The organism is Yoonia sp. R2331 (assembly GCF_041103235.1).
Classification (GTDB): Bacteria; Pseudomonadota; Alphaproteobacteria; order Rhodobacterales; family Rhodobacteraceae; genus CANMYO01.
Genome location: NZ_JBGCUN010000001.1, coordinates 2,536,927 through 2,550,210, shown reverse-complemented (window position 1 = coordinate 2,550,210; position 13,284 = coordinate 2,536,927). Strand labels below are relative to the sequence as shown.

13 protein-coding genes are annotated in these 13,284 nt (G+C 60.6%); 7 read left to right on the top strand and 6 right to left on the bottom strand.

Annotation, left to right across the window (positions count from 1 at the left end; translation table 11 throughout):
- Window positions 1-2 precede the first annotated feature (2 nt).
- Window positions 3-1,034: a M42 family metallopeptidase gene (locus tag AB3Y40_RS13150; protein ID WP_369439243.1), complete on the bottom strand. Its 1,032-nt coding sequence runs from the start codon at window positions 1,032-1,034 to the stop codon at window positions 3-5.
- Window positions 1,035-1,296: 262 nt separating this feature from the next.
- On the opposite strand from AB3Y40_RS13150, the gene AB3Y40_RS13145 reads away from it, so the two are divergent.
- The 4 genes from AB3Y40_RS13145 (at window position 1,297) to AB3Y40_RS13130 (ending at window position 4,114) form a co-directional block, all read left to right on the top strand.
- Window positions 1,297-1,800, top strand: coding sequence for a type III secretion system chaperone family protein (locus AB3Y40_RS13145; protein ID WP_369439242.1), 504 nt, complete (start codon window positions 1,297-1,299; stop codon window positions 1,798-1,800).
- Window positions 1,801-2,029: 229 nt separating this feature from the next.
- The gene (gene proC, locus AB3Y40_RS13140) at window positions 2,030-2,845 is read left to right on the top strand and encodes a pyrroline-5-carboxylate reductase (protein ID WP_369439241.1); all 816 of its coding nucleotides are present in this window, start codon (window positions 2,030-2,032) and stop codon (window positions 2,843-2,845) included.
- Window positions 2,838-3,176: a tRNA-binding protein gene (locus AB3Y40_RS13135; RefSeq protein ID WP_369439240.1), complete on the top strand. Its 339-nt coding sequence runs from the start codon at window positions 2,838-2,840 to the stop codon at window positions 3,174-3,176. The genes proC and AB3Y40_RS13135 overlap by 8 nt, the downstream gene beginning before the upstream one ends.
- Window positions 3,173-4,114, top strand: coding sequence for a 2-hydroxyacid dehydrogenase (locus AB3Y40_RS13130; protein WP_369439239.1), 942 nt, complete (start codon window positions 3,173-3,175; stop codon window positions 4,112-4,114). Before AB3Y40_RS13135 ends, AB3Y40_RS13130 begins: the two co-directional genes overlap by 4 nt.
- Here AB3Y40_RS13130 and AB3Y40_RS13125 read toward each other — a convergent pair.
- Window positions 4,111-4,689, bottom strand: coding sequence for a thymidine kinase (locus tag AB3Y40_RS13125; protein WP_369439238.1), 579 nt, complete (start codon window positions 4,687-4,689; stop codon window positions 4,111-4,113). The two genes, AB3Y40_RS13130 and AB3Y40_RS13125, sit on opposite strands and share 4 nt — an antisense overlap.
- A gap of 267 nt (window positions 4,690-4,956) precedes the next feature.
- Between AB3Y40_RS13125 and AB3Y40_RS13120 the strand changes: the two genes are divergently transcribed.
- Entirely contained in the window at window positions 4,957-5,412 is a 456-nt protein-coding gene (locus AB3Y40_RS13120) for a hypothetical protein (RefSeq protein ID WP_369439237.1), read from the top strand.
- Window positions 5,405-6,121, top strand: a complete 717-nt coding sequence (gene arsH, locus AB3Y40_RS13115) for an arsenical resistance protein ArsH (RefSeq protein WP_369439236.1) — start codon at window positions 5,405-5,407, stop codon at window positions 6,119-6,121. The genes AB3Y40_RS13120 and arsH overlap by 8 nt, the downstream gene beginning before the upstream one ends.
- Before the next feature lie 249 nt (window positions 6,122-6,370).
- Here arsH and AB3Y40_RS13110 read toward each other — a convergent pair whose 3' ends face one another.
- The 3 genes from AB3Y40_RS13110 to AB3Y40_RS13100 form a co-directional block, all read right to left on the bottom strand.
- Window positions 6,371-7,483, bottom strand: coding sequence for a beta-ketoacyl-ACP synthase III (locus AB3Y40_RS13110; protein WP_369439235.1), 1,113 nt, complete (start codon window positions 7,481-7,483; stop codon window positions 6,371-6,373).
- 63 nt (window positions 7,484-7,546) lie between these two features.
- Window positions 7,547-8,890 (bottom strand): alpha/beta hydrolase, encoded by a 1,344-nt coding sequence (locus AB3Y40_RS13105; RefSeq protein ID WP_369439234.1) that lies wholly within the window; start codon window positions 8,888-8,890, stop codon window positions 7,547-7,549.
- Entirely contained in the window at window positions 8,887-9,162 is a 276-nt protein-coding gene (locus AB3Y40_RS13100) for a hypothetical protein (protein ID WP_369439233.1), read from the bottom strand. Before AB3Y40_RS13100 ends, AB3Y40_RS13105 begins: the two co-directional genes overlap by 4 nt.
- 156 nt (window positions 9,163-9,318) lie before the next feature.
- Here AB3Y40_RS13100 and AB3Y40_RS13095 point away from each other — a divergent pair, with 156 nt between their 5' ends.
- Window positions 9,319-9,675: a BrnA antitoxin family protein gene (locus AB3Y40_RS13095; protein ID WP_369439232.1), complete on the top strand. Its 357-nt coding sequence runs from the start codon at window positions 9,319-9,321 to the stop codon at window positions 9,673-9,675.
- 116 nt (window positions 9,676-9,791) lie between these two features.
- Here AB3Y40_RS13095 and carB read toward each other — a convergent pair whose 3' ends face one another.
- Window positions 9,792-13,124, bottom strand: coding sequence for a carbamoyl-phosphate synthase large subunit (gene carB / locus AB3Y40_RS13090; protein WP_369439231.1), 3,333 nt, complete (start codon window positions 13,122-13,124; stop codon window positions 9,792-9,794).
- Window positions 13,125-13,284: the final 160 nt, after the last annotated feature.

Below are 13,284 nucleotides of genomic sequence, written 5' to 3'. Positions count from 1 at the left end.
CCTTAGAACTCTGACAGATAGGCCACAAGGATATCGAGCGCGGCTTGCAGATCATCCTTGTGGATCATCTCTGTCACCGTGTGGATATAGCGGGTACCCACAACGATCCCCACGGCGCGCGCGCCTGCCGCGGCTTGCTGCGCCGCCGCGCCATCCTGACCGCCTGCGGCCAGCATTGTGCGCTGATAGGGGATGTCATGCTTTTCAGCCAGTGCAGCGATGTCGCGCACCAGATCACGATCCGCGATAAAGCTGCTATCTCGCACATGCAGGCCAAAACCTTTGCCCTGGATCGTCGTCGCATCCTTGTCCGGAATGCCGGGCGTGTCACAGGCCAACGTGGTGTCGATGCCGATGCCGATGTCGGGCTGCACCGCAAAGGATGAGGTGCGCGCACCGCGCAACCCGACCTCTTCCTGGGTGGTAAAGACCACATGCACCTCTGCCCCGCGTCCCTTTTTGCCCAACGCGCGGATCGCCTCGATCCCCAGCCAGCAGGCGATACGGTTATCCAGCGCCTTGCTGACGATCTTGTCGCCGATTTCGATAAAGGGTTCTTCCATCACCACAAAATCGCCGACCTTGATATGGTCATGCGTGGCTTCGCCCAGCCCCAGATCGACAAAGAATTCGCCGACCTGCGGGATCTTCTTGCGGTCCTCGGGTGAGGAGATGTGGATCGGCTTGCCGCCGGGGTTCATCACCCCCAAAAAGTCGCCATCATCGGTACAAACCCGGACGCGGCGGGAAAACAAGTTGCGCGGATCAAAGCCGCCGACCGGTTGCAGGTAAAGGTAGCCCTTTTTGTCGATGTGGCTGACGAGAAAGCCGATCTCGTCCATGTGACACAGCAGCATGACCTTGGGCGCATCAGCCTTGGTCGCGTCACGGCGGCACAGCAATGACCCCATCGCGTCGGTGTCCACATGGTCAAAAAGGTCCGTGATCTCACCCATGATCAGATCGCGCACCCGGTGTTCATTGCCCGGCACGCCGGGCATCTCGCACAGGGCTTTCAAAAGGGTAAGGTTCATGCTGCGTCTCCAGAGATTGGGTGTCTTGCGCCCAGCATGATCCAGTTTGCAGCAGGTGCAAGCAATTGGTGGCACAAGGGTGCAATGCGCAAAGAAACCGCGCCGCGCCAACAGTTATCCCCAAGAAAGTGCTTTACAGATGGGGTGTGGCTGGCCCACCATATGTCGTAGGGCGAGATACAAAAAATACCGCCCATTGAGCAGAGGCATAGCCGTTGGGGCTGCCAATTTCCCAAGGGCAAAGGACCAAGGGGCTGCAGGCATGGCACTATCAGAGCATTATTTGGACGCGGATGAAATTCACCCGATCGATATGGTGGAACATGTCGCAGAGCATTATGCGTGGGAATTTGACCGGATTCACGACGATCAGATCGCCATGGCGGTCGAAGGCCAGTGGCGCACCTATTCCATCACCTTGGCCTGGTCGGCCTATGACGAAACCCTGCGTCTGATCTGCACCTTCGAGATGGAGCCACCTGCCGAACGGATAGGCGCACTTTATGAGGCGCTCAACGCGATCAACGATCAATGCTGGGCCGGGGCGTTCACCTGGTGGGGCGAACAGCAGATGATGGTATATCGTTATGGGCTTGTGCTTGCGGGGGAACAGACCGCCGGGCCAGAGCAGATTGACACGATGATCAATGCCGCAGTGATGAGTTGCGAGCGCTATTACCCAGCAATCCAGCTTGTGACCTGGGCCGAGCGGACCCCGGCAGAGGCCTTGCAGGTCGCGATGACAGAGGCCTATGGCCGCGCCTGATTGAAAACGGTTTTGCGCCGCGCGATGCGCGTCGCGAGGGGGCAGCCCGCTGACGCGGGCTGCCCCTTTTGACGTTTGCGCGGGGTGGACAGGGCAGATGGGGGCCAGCCCCCGTCAGCAAAGCTGACTCCCCCGGGATTATTTTGGCCAGAAGAAGATCGGACCCGCCCGGGACAGGTTGTTGTCAGGCGGGCAAGGGCCTACACAACTGGCAAAGGGGAGATGGCGCATGGATTTGAATGATGTTGCGCAGCGTGGCCTGGTGCTGCTGGGATGCGGCAAGATGGGCTCTGCGATGTTGGCCGGGTGGTTAAAAGGCGGGCTGCCGCCCACGTCGGTCTGGGTGTTGGATCCGTCGCCGTCGGACTGGGTGACGGACCAAGGCGTGCATGTGAATGCCACTTTGCCGGGCGATCCGGCGATCGTTCTGGTGGCCGTCAAACCGCAGATGATGGGGGATGCATTGCCCGCGATGACCGCACTTGGCAATCGCACCACGTTGTTTGTCTCTGTCGCGGCGGGCACGTCAATTGCAGCATTTGAGGCCGCATTGGGTGATCAGACACCGGTGATCCGCGCTATGCCAAACACGCCCGCGGCGATCGGGCGGGGGATCACGGCGCTGATTGGCAATGACCATACCACGCCTGCGCATTTGGCGCTGGCTGACACCTTGTTGGCCGCCGTCGGTCAGACCGTGCATCTGGAGGCCGAGGCGCAGATGGATGCGGTCACGGCTGTGTCGGGGTCTGGCCCGGCCTATGTGTTTCACCTGATCGAAACCCTTGCCGCGGCTGGCGTGGCGCAAGGTCTGTCACCGCAAATGGCGATGCAATTGGCCAAGGCCACCGTAGGCGGGGCAGGGCAATTGGCCGAAGATGCGGAGGAGGATCCGTCGCAATTGCGGGTGAACGTCACCTCGCCCAATGGCACCACGCAGGCGGCGCTTGACGTGTTGATGGACGAAAGCCATGGATTTCCGGCATTGCTGAACCGCGCGGTGACGGCTGCGGCAGATAGATCACGGGAGCTGGGGCGTGACTGAGATTACGTTTGACGATTTTCTAAAGGTCGACCTGCGCGTCGGGCGCGTGACCCGGGCCGAGCCATACCCCGAGGCGCGCAAGCCCGCGATCAAGATGTGGGTCGATTTCGGCGATGAGCTGGGCGAGAAAAAGACCAGCGCGCAGGTCACCGCGCATTACGACCCGTCGGCGCTGGTGGGCAAGCAGATACTGGCCGTGGTGAACTTTCCCCCCCGCCAGATCGGCAAATTCATGTCAGAGGTTCTGGTGCTTGGCATGCCCGATGCGGACGGAGAGGTCGTGCTGGTCGGTCCTGACCAAGACGTGCCAAACGGGGGGCGGTTGCATTGAAACGCCTGCTTTTGACGCGGACATTTCCGCAGGCCACGGTGCAGGCGGCGGCTGCGGATTATGCGGTCACAACCCGTGATGTCGACGCCCCGCTGACGGCGGTTGAGGCGGCGCAGGCGGCGAAGGACTTTGACGCGATCCTGTGTTCGATCGGTGACCAATTCACCGCCGGCGCCTTTGCCCAAAAAGACCTGCGCTGCGGCATGATTGCCAATTTCGGCGTGGGCTATAACCACATTGATGTGGCAGCGGCACGTGGTGCGGGCGTGCAAGTATCGAACACGCCAGATGTCGTGACCGATGCCACGGCTGACATCGCCATGACACTGATCCTGATGACCTGCCGTCGCGCGGGCGAAGGTGAACGGCAGGTGCGGAGTGGCACGTGGGACGGCTGGAAACCGACGCAGATGCTGGGCGCGCATGTGACCGGCAAACGGCTTGGCATTGTTGGCATGGGCCGGATCGGGCAGGCGGTGGCGCGGCGGGCGCACTATGGCTTTGACATGCCAGTGATCTACTTCAACCGCTCTGAAAAGGTCGTCGACGTGCCCGCACGGCAAGTGCCGGACTTGCACAGCTTGATGAGTCAGTCGGACATCATTGTTATCACTGTGCCGGGAGGTAACACCCATCTGATCGACGCGGATGCGCTGGCGCAAATGCAAGACGGCGCGGTGCTGGTCAACGTGGCGCGCGGTGACGTGCTGGACGAGGCGGCGTTGATCGCAGAATTGCAAACCGGGCGCATCCGGGCCGGACTGGACGTCTATGCGCAGGAACCGGTGGTGCCGCAGGCCTTGCAGCAATTGGAAAACGCGGTGCTCTTGCCGCATCTGGGAACTGCGGCGCTGGAAGTGCGCGAGGCGATGGGGCAGATGGCGCTGGATAACCTGGCCGCTTGGGCCGCCGGTCAACCGCTGCTCAACCCGGTCTAGTCGCCAACCGCTTCACGCCAGTGGCGGCGGCACAAGCTGACGTAGCTTTCGTTGCCGCCCACCTGCACCTGATCCCCGTCGCGCAGCACGTTGCCCTTTGCGTCTTGCCGGATCACCATCGTGGCCTTCTTGCCGCAATGGCAGATCGTGCGCACTTCGCGCATTTCATCGGCCAGCGCCAAAAGCGCGGCAGAGCCGGGGAACAGGTTGCCCTGAAAATCGACCCGCAGACCAAAACACATGATCGGCACCGACAGGTCATCCACGGCCCGTGCCAATTGCCAAACCTGCTCGCGCTCCAGAAACTGCGCCTCGTCCAGAAAAACGCACGCGCAGGGGCCCGCATCCAGCCGCGCGGCAATTTTGGCAAACAGGTCTTCGCCCGCGGCAAAGGTGTCCGCCTCTTGCCCGATCCCGATCCGGCTGGCGATACGACCTGAACCGGCTCGGTCATCAAAGCTGGCGGTCAACAGATAGGTCTGCATCCCACGTTCGATATAGTTGTGGCTGGCCTGCAAAAGCACCGTCGATTTACCGGCATTCATGGTCGAGTAGTTGAAATAAAGCTTGGCCATACCCGCCTGATACAAGCGCCGGGCACGCCTTTGCAAGCGTGCCCGGTTGACGTGAGTGGCGGCCAGGCGTTGGTCGATTGGGGCAACCAAGTCCGGCCTGACGTTTGCAGCGGTTTGATCGTGAACCACCCCCGAAACATTGGGGTTACTGGGCAACGCTTCTGCTGCATCGTGTGATTAGAACATGACAATTCCCCGCATCCGTTTTAATGGGAATACCGGAGAGAGTTTCCCCACGGGGTGGTGGGGAAGAATGGGGATAACAACATGGCGACGCCAGACACCTATCTGAAACGTCACACCGAGGCCCTCGTCAAGGACGTGGGCATCGCTGCGGCATGCGAGTTGACCGGTAAATCAAAGGCCACGTTGGGCCGCTATTATTCTGACAAGGTCGAGCATACCGACCGCTTCATGCCCATCGATACGGTGGCCCAGCTTGAAGCGGCAGCAAGCTATCCGCACGTGACGTCTGCATTGGCAGATTTGCGTGGAATTACAATGTCTTTGGGTGACGTCGATGGCGCTGGCGAAGGTGGCGTAAACTCCGAAGTTGTGGCACTTAGCCAGCGATTTGCGGCCCTCATGGCAGAGTATCACGAGAGCATTCAGGACGGTACGATTTCGATCAATGAGGCCAAGCGCCTGCTGAACGAAACCACCGGTCTGCAAAAGGTGCTGTTGCGGATGAAGCTGCATCTGGAAGGCGACGTCATTGGTTGACACCTCGGACCTGCCCAACATCGCAAATGGGCAGCTGCGTGACATTGACGTCACGTCATTCGCCCCGCCCGATGATCCGGGGCATCCGCCGCGCATTTTGCTGCTCTACGGATCGCTGCGCGAAAGCAGTTATTCGCGGATGGCAGCGGAAGAAGCTGCGCGCATTTTGCGCGCATTGGGGTGCGAAACCCGGTTCTTTGATCCGCATGGTTTGCCGCTGCCAGACGACAACGCCGACGAAAAGCACCCCAAGGTGGCAGAGCTGCGTGAATTGGCGCTTTGGGCCGAAGGCATGGTTTGGTCCAGCCCGGAACGGCATGGCGCGATGACATCCGTGATGAAGGCGCAAATCGACTGGATCCCCCTGTCCGCCATTGGCGGCATCCGCCCGACCCAAGGCAAGACACTGGCCCTGATGCAGGTCTGCGGCGGGTCGCAATCGTTCAACACGGTCAACCAGATGCGCATCTTGGGGCGCTGGATGCGGATGCTGACGATCCCCAACCAATCGTCTGTGCCTGCCGCGTGGAACCGGTTCAAGGATGGCCGCATGACCGAAGGCTCACACTACAATCGGATCGTCGATGTGATGGAAGAACTCGTGCGCTTCACCTACATGACCCGCGCCCGTGTCGGTGCGCTCACCGACCGCTACTCTGAACGGGTCGAGGACGCCGCCAAAGTCCACGAGCGCGTCAGCCGGATTTAGATTTAGGCGGCTTTGCAGACGAAACCGCCGTCCACCTTACGCGAAACAGATCACCCCAAAGTGCCACCGCCCGGCGCAAGTCCGGGCACTGCCCGACCTCCCCCAGGAGGGCAGTTTTGCAACCTCTCAAGCAGAATGACGTCGGACATGTGGCGTCGCCCCGCGCCACGGACCCGTTGCGGATGCCCTCCAGGTCGGGCAGTACCCGGACCTGGCCTGATGTCATTTTGGGCTCTTAGCCTCCCTTGCTCAGGCCCGCTCCACAATCACCGACCCCACCGAATACCCAGCACCAAACGAACAGATCAGCCCCACGTCACCGGGGTTCATATCGGCGGAGTGTTTGCTGAACGCGATGATCGACCCGGCGGATGATGTATTGGCATAATCTTGCAAGATATTGGGTTGCTCGCCCGGTTCGGGGTCGCGGCCCAGCACCTTTTTGCCAATGTAGTCGTTCATCGTCTTGTTGGCCTGATGCAGCCACAACCGTTTCAGGTCATCCGCCGCCACGCCCTCATCGGCCATATGACCGGCGATGTGTTTGCTGACCATCGGCAACACCTCTTTGAACACTTTGCGCCCGTTCTGCATGAACTGCATGTCGCGGCGGTCTTCCATCTGGTCATGGGCGCGGCGCAGGTAGCCGTTATTATTACGAATGTTGTTGGAAAACTGCGTGGCACAGCGGGTGGACTTCACCTTGAAGTGCGGACCGGTCAGCCCCTCATCCCGCTGCAACAGCGTGGCCGTGGCCACATCGCCAAAGATGAAATGACAATCCCGGTCGCGCCATTCCAGATGCGCGCTGCAAATCTCTGGGTTCACCACTAGCGCGGTCTTCACACTGCCGGTACGGATCATGTCCGCTGCCGTCTGGATACCAAAGGTGGCCGACGAACAGGCCACGTTCATGTCAAAGGCAAAGCCGCCCGCGCCCAGCAACTGCTGCACTTCCACAGCCACCGCCGGATAGGCGCGCTCCATGTTGGAGGCGGCACAGATCACCAGATCAATGGATGCCGGGTCGACATCACCCAGCGCCTTGCGCGCGGCATCCACGGCAATCTCTGCCATCACGGCGGGGGCATCATCGGGGCGCGGATCAAGTCGCGGGTACATCCGGTCGGGGTCCAGAACACCTGCCTTATCAAGAACATAGCGGCGCTCAATCCCGGATGCGGCGACAATGAAGTCGGATGACGAATGGGTCTTTGCCTCTGCCTCACCTGCAGCAATCGCATCCGCGTGTTCAGCGTTCCACCGGTCGGCATAGGCGTTGAAAGCGACGACCAATTCATCGTTTGTAATGACGTTGTCAGGGGTGAACACCCCGGTTCCGGTGATCGCGACGCCGTGCATGTCTGCCTCCCTCAAGCCTGCGAAAACCCTACGCAGCCGGCCCAGCGAAGTCGAGCCTGACGCTTAGTTCTGCAAGTTGATCCGCCAGTGGGTAATCGCCTCTGGCGTCGGCGGCTCTGGCGGGACGGGGGCCAGCATCGCGCGGCGGTTCACCGGGCTGCCGGTGTGCACCATTTCGTAGATGTCCGACAGGATCGAGGTGTTATCGCCAAAGTAGGTATGCCCAAAGAAATCCGACACCACACCGGTGGCATCAATCACATCTATCCCCGGCAATTGCGGCACACCGTCGGTGGTGTCGCCAATGCGGCGAAAGCCATTTGCTTCTTTTGATGCTTTCAGCGCGGAATCCTCGGCCGAGGCATACAGCGTGAAATGGGTCGATGTCGCCTCCCGAAAACGGGGGGCAATGCGGGTGCGGAACACGACCTCATCAATGTCGGGGGCGGCCAGCACGATGGTGGTGATCTCGTCAACCGCCGGGTCATCTTCGGCCACCATTTCGGCCATCGCTTCGCTGATGATCCGGGTGCCCATCGAATGGGCGATCACGATGATCCGGTCGGGGTCTTGCGCTGCCAGATCACGCAAAACCCGCTTCAGATCGGGGACAGAGCGCTGCGCCATTGTGCTGTCGGACAGATAGTTGATCGCGCGGCCCCGGCTGGGCCAGCTGAACAGGAACGACGGCCCATCCCAGGCCAGATCATAGGTCAATTGCCCGGCGCGCCGTGCGGCCTTGTCCAGCGAGGTGTTGAACCCATGGACATACATCAAAATGGCGTTCTCAGAGCTTTGCAATTCACCCGCCAACATCTGCATCACCTCTTCGGTGGTCCAGGGGGTCAGGTCTTGCAGGATCACGTGCTTTTCGATGTCGGGGTCAAACATCAGTGACGCGAACCAGCCCTGGCTTTCCAGCTCTCCCATCCGGTGTTCGCGCGGGATCGAGATAATGCCTGTGCCGTAGCGCAGCACGTCATAGTCATCGGTGAAGGTGCTGGCCGGGTCGTCAAAGTCGGGATCATCATTCAATGCGCGATTGGTTGCAAAGAAGATCGGCACATCGCGGTGCGTCTCATCCTCTTCAAACGGCGCGGGCATTTCCATCGCTTCTTCGATGATGATCGGCTCTGGCATGACCTCGACCGGCATCTCGACGGCGCGCTCTTCCAACGGCGCTGCGGCCCCGACGTTTTCGGTTTCTCCAACAATAACAACGGGTTCCTCGGGCGGTGCCATTTCGGCAATCGGCGGTTCGGACCCTTCCGATGCAGCCCCGCCATGGCGCTCAAGTGGCTCGACCTCTGGCGCTTGGGTCGTGGGGATCGGGTTTCCAAACAGGATCGCGACAACGGCCACCACGGCCATGAACCCGGCGATCAGAGGAATGCGGATATCGTTCATCGCGTGGGCACCGAATAAAGGACGTAACCCTGCAACCGTGCCACTTCAACACCGCCTGTGTCGATGGCAAATATGCCAAGGTTTTCCATGTCTTCCGGGCAACCAACAAGGTCTGCGGCATCATCTAAAAATGGATTAGTGGCGGCATTCTCGCCAACCCGGCGACATTGGTCGCCATCACCGCGGTAACCGTCGCCAAACAGCGGCAGCGGCTCGGGCGCAAGCATCGGGGCACAGGCGGCAAGCAGCAAGAGGGGGGCAATTCGTTTCATCACAGATCTCCCGAAATAGGGTGCGTTCAGACTAAAATTACCAAGAAAAGAAGGATGCACAAAGTATGCACATCCTGACCACATCCCATGCGTACGCAAGTGTTAATAGATGTTAACCGCCGTGCGGCACTTTCCCCCCAGACGAAGGAGTCCGCCATGCCCGAGACCAAGACCCAGCGCCAGCATCTGAGCTATGCCGAAGAAGTACACAGCCGATTGGAGGCCGAATTTGACACACCGCGCATCCCCGACGGCTGGCACGACATCTGGCGCGAACGGGACCGGCGGGATGAAAAGCGTCAGCGTGTCACCCTGACGCTGGACGCCGACGTGGTTCGGTTCTTTCGCAGCATGGGCAAAGGCTATCAACCCCGCATGAACCGCGTCCTGCGCGCCTTCATGCACGACCGCCTTGCGGGGCTGGTCGCCGGACCAGAGGACCGCGTCGACTTTCGGGACGCAGAGCAGCTGCAAGAGGTGGTAGACGGGCTGGGGGATGAGAAATCCGCGTAGCTGGGGCGTTCATGCGCTCAAGACCGGGCTGCATGCCCGGCCTATGATACAATCAGCACCGTTGTTTTGGGCAAGTCACCAAAATGGTGCGATCCCCCGAACCCGCGGCCTGCAGACTACCCCTGTAACGCCCGCACATCGACATCGCCCATTTCCCGTTCCTTCATCGCCAGTACGGCGGCTTGGGCAGCGGCGGCGGTGGTGAAGTAGGGGATTTTGTCGTTCAGCGTCACGGCCCGCATCGAACGGCTGTCCTCGACAGCGGCCGCACCTTCGGTGGTGTTGAAGACAAGTGCGACGTGGCCGTCTTTCAGGCGGTCAAGGATCGTCAATCCGCCCTCGTAGCCCTTGTTCACCACTTCCACCTCCATGCCCGTCTCTGACAGGAAGGCGGCGGTGCCACGGGTCGCGATCAGGGAAAATCCCATATCGACAAGGGCTTGTGCGGCGTCCCGCATCTCGGGTGTTTTGTCGGCATCGCGGATCGACAGGAAGACAAGGCCTTCGGTCGGCAGGTCGGTGCTGGCGCCCAATTGCGCCTTCAGGAACGCGCGGGCAAAGTTGCGGTCCCAGCCCATGACCTCCCCGGTGGACCGCATTTCAGGCCCCAGGATCGTGTCAACGCCGGGGAAGCGGGCAAAGGGCATCACCGCCTCTTTGACCGAGAACCAAGGCGTTTTGGGGTCGGCCAGCGTGAAGGCATCCCCCAAGGGCAACACCTCCATCGGGTTGTCGGTGGGCGCATAGGGTTCGCGCATCGGGAAGTTGGTCAGCGGCTCGCCAGCCATCAGGCGCGCAGCGATAGAGGCAATGGCACTGTCTGTGGCCTTCGCGACAAAGGGCACTGTGCGACTGGCGCGGGGGTTCACCTCGATCAGGTAGACCTCTTCATCCTTGACGGCAAATTGTACGTTCATCAGGCCGACAACGTTCAGCGCCTTGGCCAATGCTTCGGTCTGGCGGCGGATTTCGGCGATCATGGCGTCAGACAGCGAATGCGGCGGCAGGGAACAGGCGCTGTCGCCGGAATGCACGCCGGCCTCTTCAATGTGCTGCATGATGCCCGCGACATGGGTGTTGGTCCCATCGGAAAGGCAGTCAACGTCCACCTCGACAGCACCGGCAAGGTAGCTGTCGAGCAGCACGGGGCTGTCGCCAGAGACGACCACGGCGTCCGAGATATAGCGTTCCAACTGGTCCTGATCGCGCACGATTTCCATCGCGCGGCCACCCAGAACATAGGACGGGCGGATCACCAGCGGAAAGCCGATATCGGACGCGATTTCAAGTGCTTGCGCATCGGTGGAGGCGATGCCGTTGACCGGCTGCTTCAGGCCCAGACGGTTCACGAGGTCCTGAAAACGTTCCCGGTCTTCTGCCAGATCAATGGCGTCAGGCGAGGTGCCGAGGATCGGGATACCGGCTTCTTCCAGAGCATTGGCAAGCTTCAGCGGGGTCTGGCCGCCGAACTGGACGATGACGCCATGCAAGTCGCCGCTTTCCTGTTCCACACGCAGGATTTCCATGACGTGTTCAAAGGTGAGTGGTTCAAAATACAAGCGGTCCGAGGTGTCATAATCTGTGCTGACCGTCTCGGGGTTGCAGTTGATCATGATCGTCTCATACCCCTGATCGGTCAGGGCGAAACAGGCATGACAGCAGCAGTAATCGAACTCGATCCCTTGGCCGATACGGTTCGGACCACCGCCGAGGATCACAACTTTCTTGCGATCCGTGGGGCGCGCCTCGCATTCGGGTTCGCCCATCACGGGGGTTTCGTAGGTGGAGTACATGTAGGGGGTCTGCGCCTCAAATTCGGCGGCGCAGGTGTCGATCCGCTTGAATTGGGCCTTGACGCCAAGGTTCAGGCGGGCACGGCGGACGTTGTCTTCGTCCCGGCCGGTCAGCGTGGCAAGGCGGGCGTCAGAGAAGCCCAGCATCTTGATGGCGCGCAGGGCGGCCTCATCGGTTGGAAGGCCCTTGGCCTTCAGGCCCTCTTCGGCCTCAATGATCTCGCGGATGCGGGCCAGGAACCAGGGGTCAAACTTGGTGACCGCGTGGATGTCATCGTCCGACAACCCATGGCGCATGGCCTGCGCAATCACGCGGATGCGGTCAGGCGTTTGGGCGGCCAGCGCCTTGGTCACGGCGGCGGTGTCGGGCGCGCCGGGAATGTCGATATCATCAAAGCCGGTCAGGCCGGTCTCCATTGACGCCAGCGCCTTTTGCATGGATTCGTGGAACGTGCGGCCAATCGCCATCGCCTCGCCCACAGATTTCATCGCCGTGGTCAGGTGCGGTTCGGAACCTGCGAACTTTTCAAAGGCAAAGCGCGGGATCTTGGTGACCACATAGTCGATGGTGGGTTCAAAGCTGGCGGGCGTGACGCCGGTAATGTCGTTGTCGAGCTCGTCCAGCGTGTAGCCCACGGCGAGTTTCGCGGCGATCTTGGCAATCGGAAAACCGGTCGCCTTTGAGGCCAGCGCAGACGAACGCGAGACGCGTGGGTTCATCTCGATCACCACCATGCGGCCATCGGCGGGGTTCACGGCCCATTGCACGTTCGACCCGCCGGTTTCCACACCAATCTCGCGCAGCACATTGATGCTGTGCGTGCGCATGATCTGGTATTCCTTGTCCGTCAGCGTGAGCGCCGGGGCAACGGTGATGCTGTCACCGGTGTGCACACCCATCGGATCGACGTTTTCGATGGCGCAGACGATGATCGCGTTGTCGGCGCGGTCGCGCACGACTTCCATCTCGAATTCTTTCCAACCCAGCAGGCTTTCGTCGACCAGGATCTGGGCAACTGGCGATGCCTCCATCCCGGTTTTGCAATAGTGCAGGTATTCGTCGCGGTTGTATGCCACGCCGCCGCCGGTGCCGCCAAGGGTAAAGGCGGGGCGGATGATCGCGGGCAGGCCGATCTCTTCGATGGCTTCCACGGCCAGATCAAGGCCCGCTTTGATGTCAAATTTGCCATCGGCACCTTTGGGCGCTGTGACAATCGTGGCTTTTGGGTTTTCGATGCCAAGGCGGTCCATCGCTTCGCGGAACAGCTTGCGGTCTTCGGCCATTTCGATGGCGTCGCGCTTGGCGCCGATCATCTCAACGTTGAACTTGTCCAGCACGCCCATTTCTTCCAGCGCGAGAGAGGTGTTCAGCCCGGTCTGCCCACCCATCGTTGGCAAAAGCGCATCGGGGCGTTCCTTTTCGATGATCTTGGCCACCACTTCGGGGGTGATGGGTTCGATATAGGTGGCATCGGCCAGGCCGGGGTCCGTCATGATCGTGGCGGGGTTGGAGTTGACCAGCACAACCCGGTAGCCTTCCTCGCGCAGCGCCTTGCAGGCCTGTGCCCCAGAGTAGTCGAATTCGCAGGCCTGCCCGATCACAATAGGGCCCGCGCCGATAATCATGATCGACTTGATATCATCACGTTTTGGCATGGCAGACCCCCGATATGCAAATTGTCCTGCGTTATAGGGATGGGCGGTGTGGGCGCAACCGATTTTTCGTCGAAAAATCGCGACCTCTGGCAGAGATGTTTTTGGCCAGACCGTGACGGGGCGTGGGGATACTTGACTTATGCAGTGCAAAGGGGTGTAT

Excerpts from the sequence above, each read along its gene's own strand:
- proC (WP_369439241.1), top strand. The coding sequence starts at position 2,030 with ATGGATTTGAATGATGTTGCGCAGCGTGGCCTGGTGCTGCTGGGATGC.
- AB3Y40_RS13150 (WP_369439243.1), bottom strand. The coding sequence starts at position 1,034 with ATGAACCTTACCCTTTTGAAAGCCCTGTGCGAGATGCCCGGCGTGCCG.
- AB3Y40_RS13095 (WP_369439232.1), top strand. The coding sequence starts at position 9,319 with ATGCCCGAGACCAAGACCCAGCGCCAGCATCTGAGCTATGCCGAAGAA.
- AB3Y40_RS13100 (WP_369439233.1), bottom strand. The coding sequence starts at position 9,162 with ATGAAACGAATTGCCCCCCTCTTGCTGCTTGCCGCCTGTGCCCCGATG.
- AB3Y40_RS13105 (WP_369439234.1), bottom strand. The coding sequence starts at position 8,890 with ATGAACGATATCCGCATTCCTCTGATCGCCGGGTTCATGGCCGTGGTG.
- carB (WP_369439231.1), bottom strand. The coding sequence starts at position 13,124 with ATGCCAAAACGTGATGATATCAAGTCGATCATGATTATCGGCGCGGGC.
- AB3Y40_RS13145 (WP_369439242.1), top strand. The coding sequence starts at position 1,297 with ATGGCACTATCAGAGCATTATTTGGACGCGGATGAAATTCACCCGATC.
- AB3Y40_RS13125 (WP_369439238.1), bottom strand. The coding sequence starts at position 4,689 with ATGGCCAAGCTTTATTTCAACTACTCGACCATGAATGCCGGTAAATCG.
- AB3Y40_RS13120 (WP_369439237.1), top strand. The coding sequence starts at position 4,957 with ATGGCGACGCCAGACACCTATCTGAAACGTCACACCGAGGCCCTCGTC.
- AB3Y40_RS13110 (WP_369439235.1), bottom strand. The coding sequence starts at position 7,483 with ATGCACGGCGTCGCGATCACCGGAACCGGGGTGTTCACCCCTGACAAC.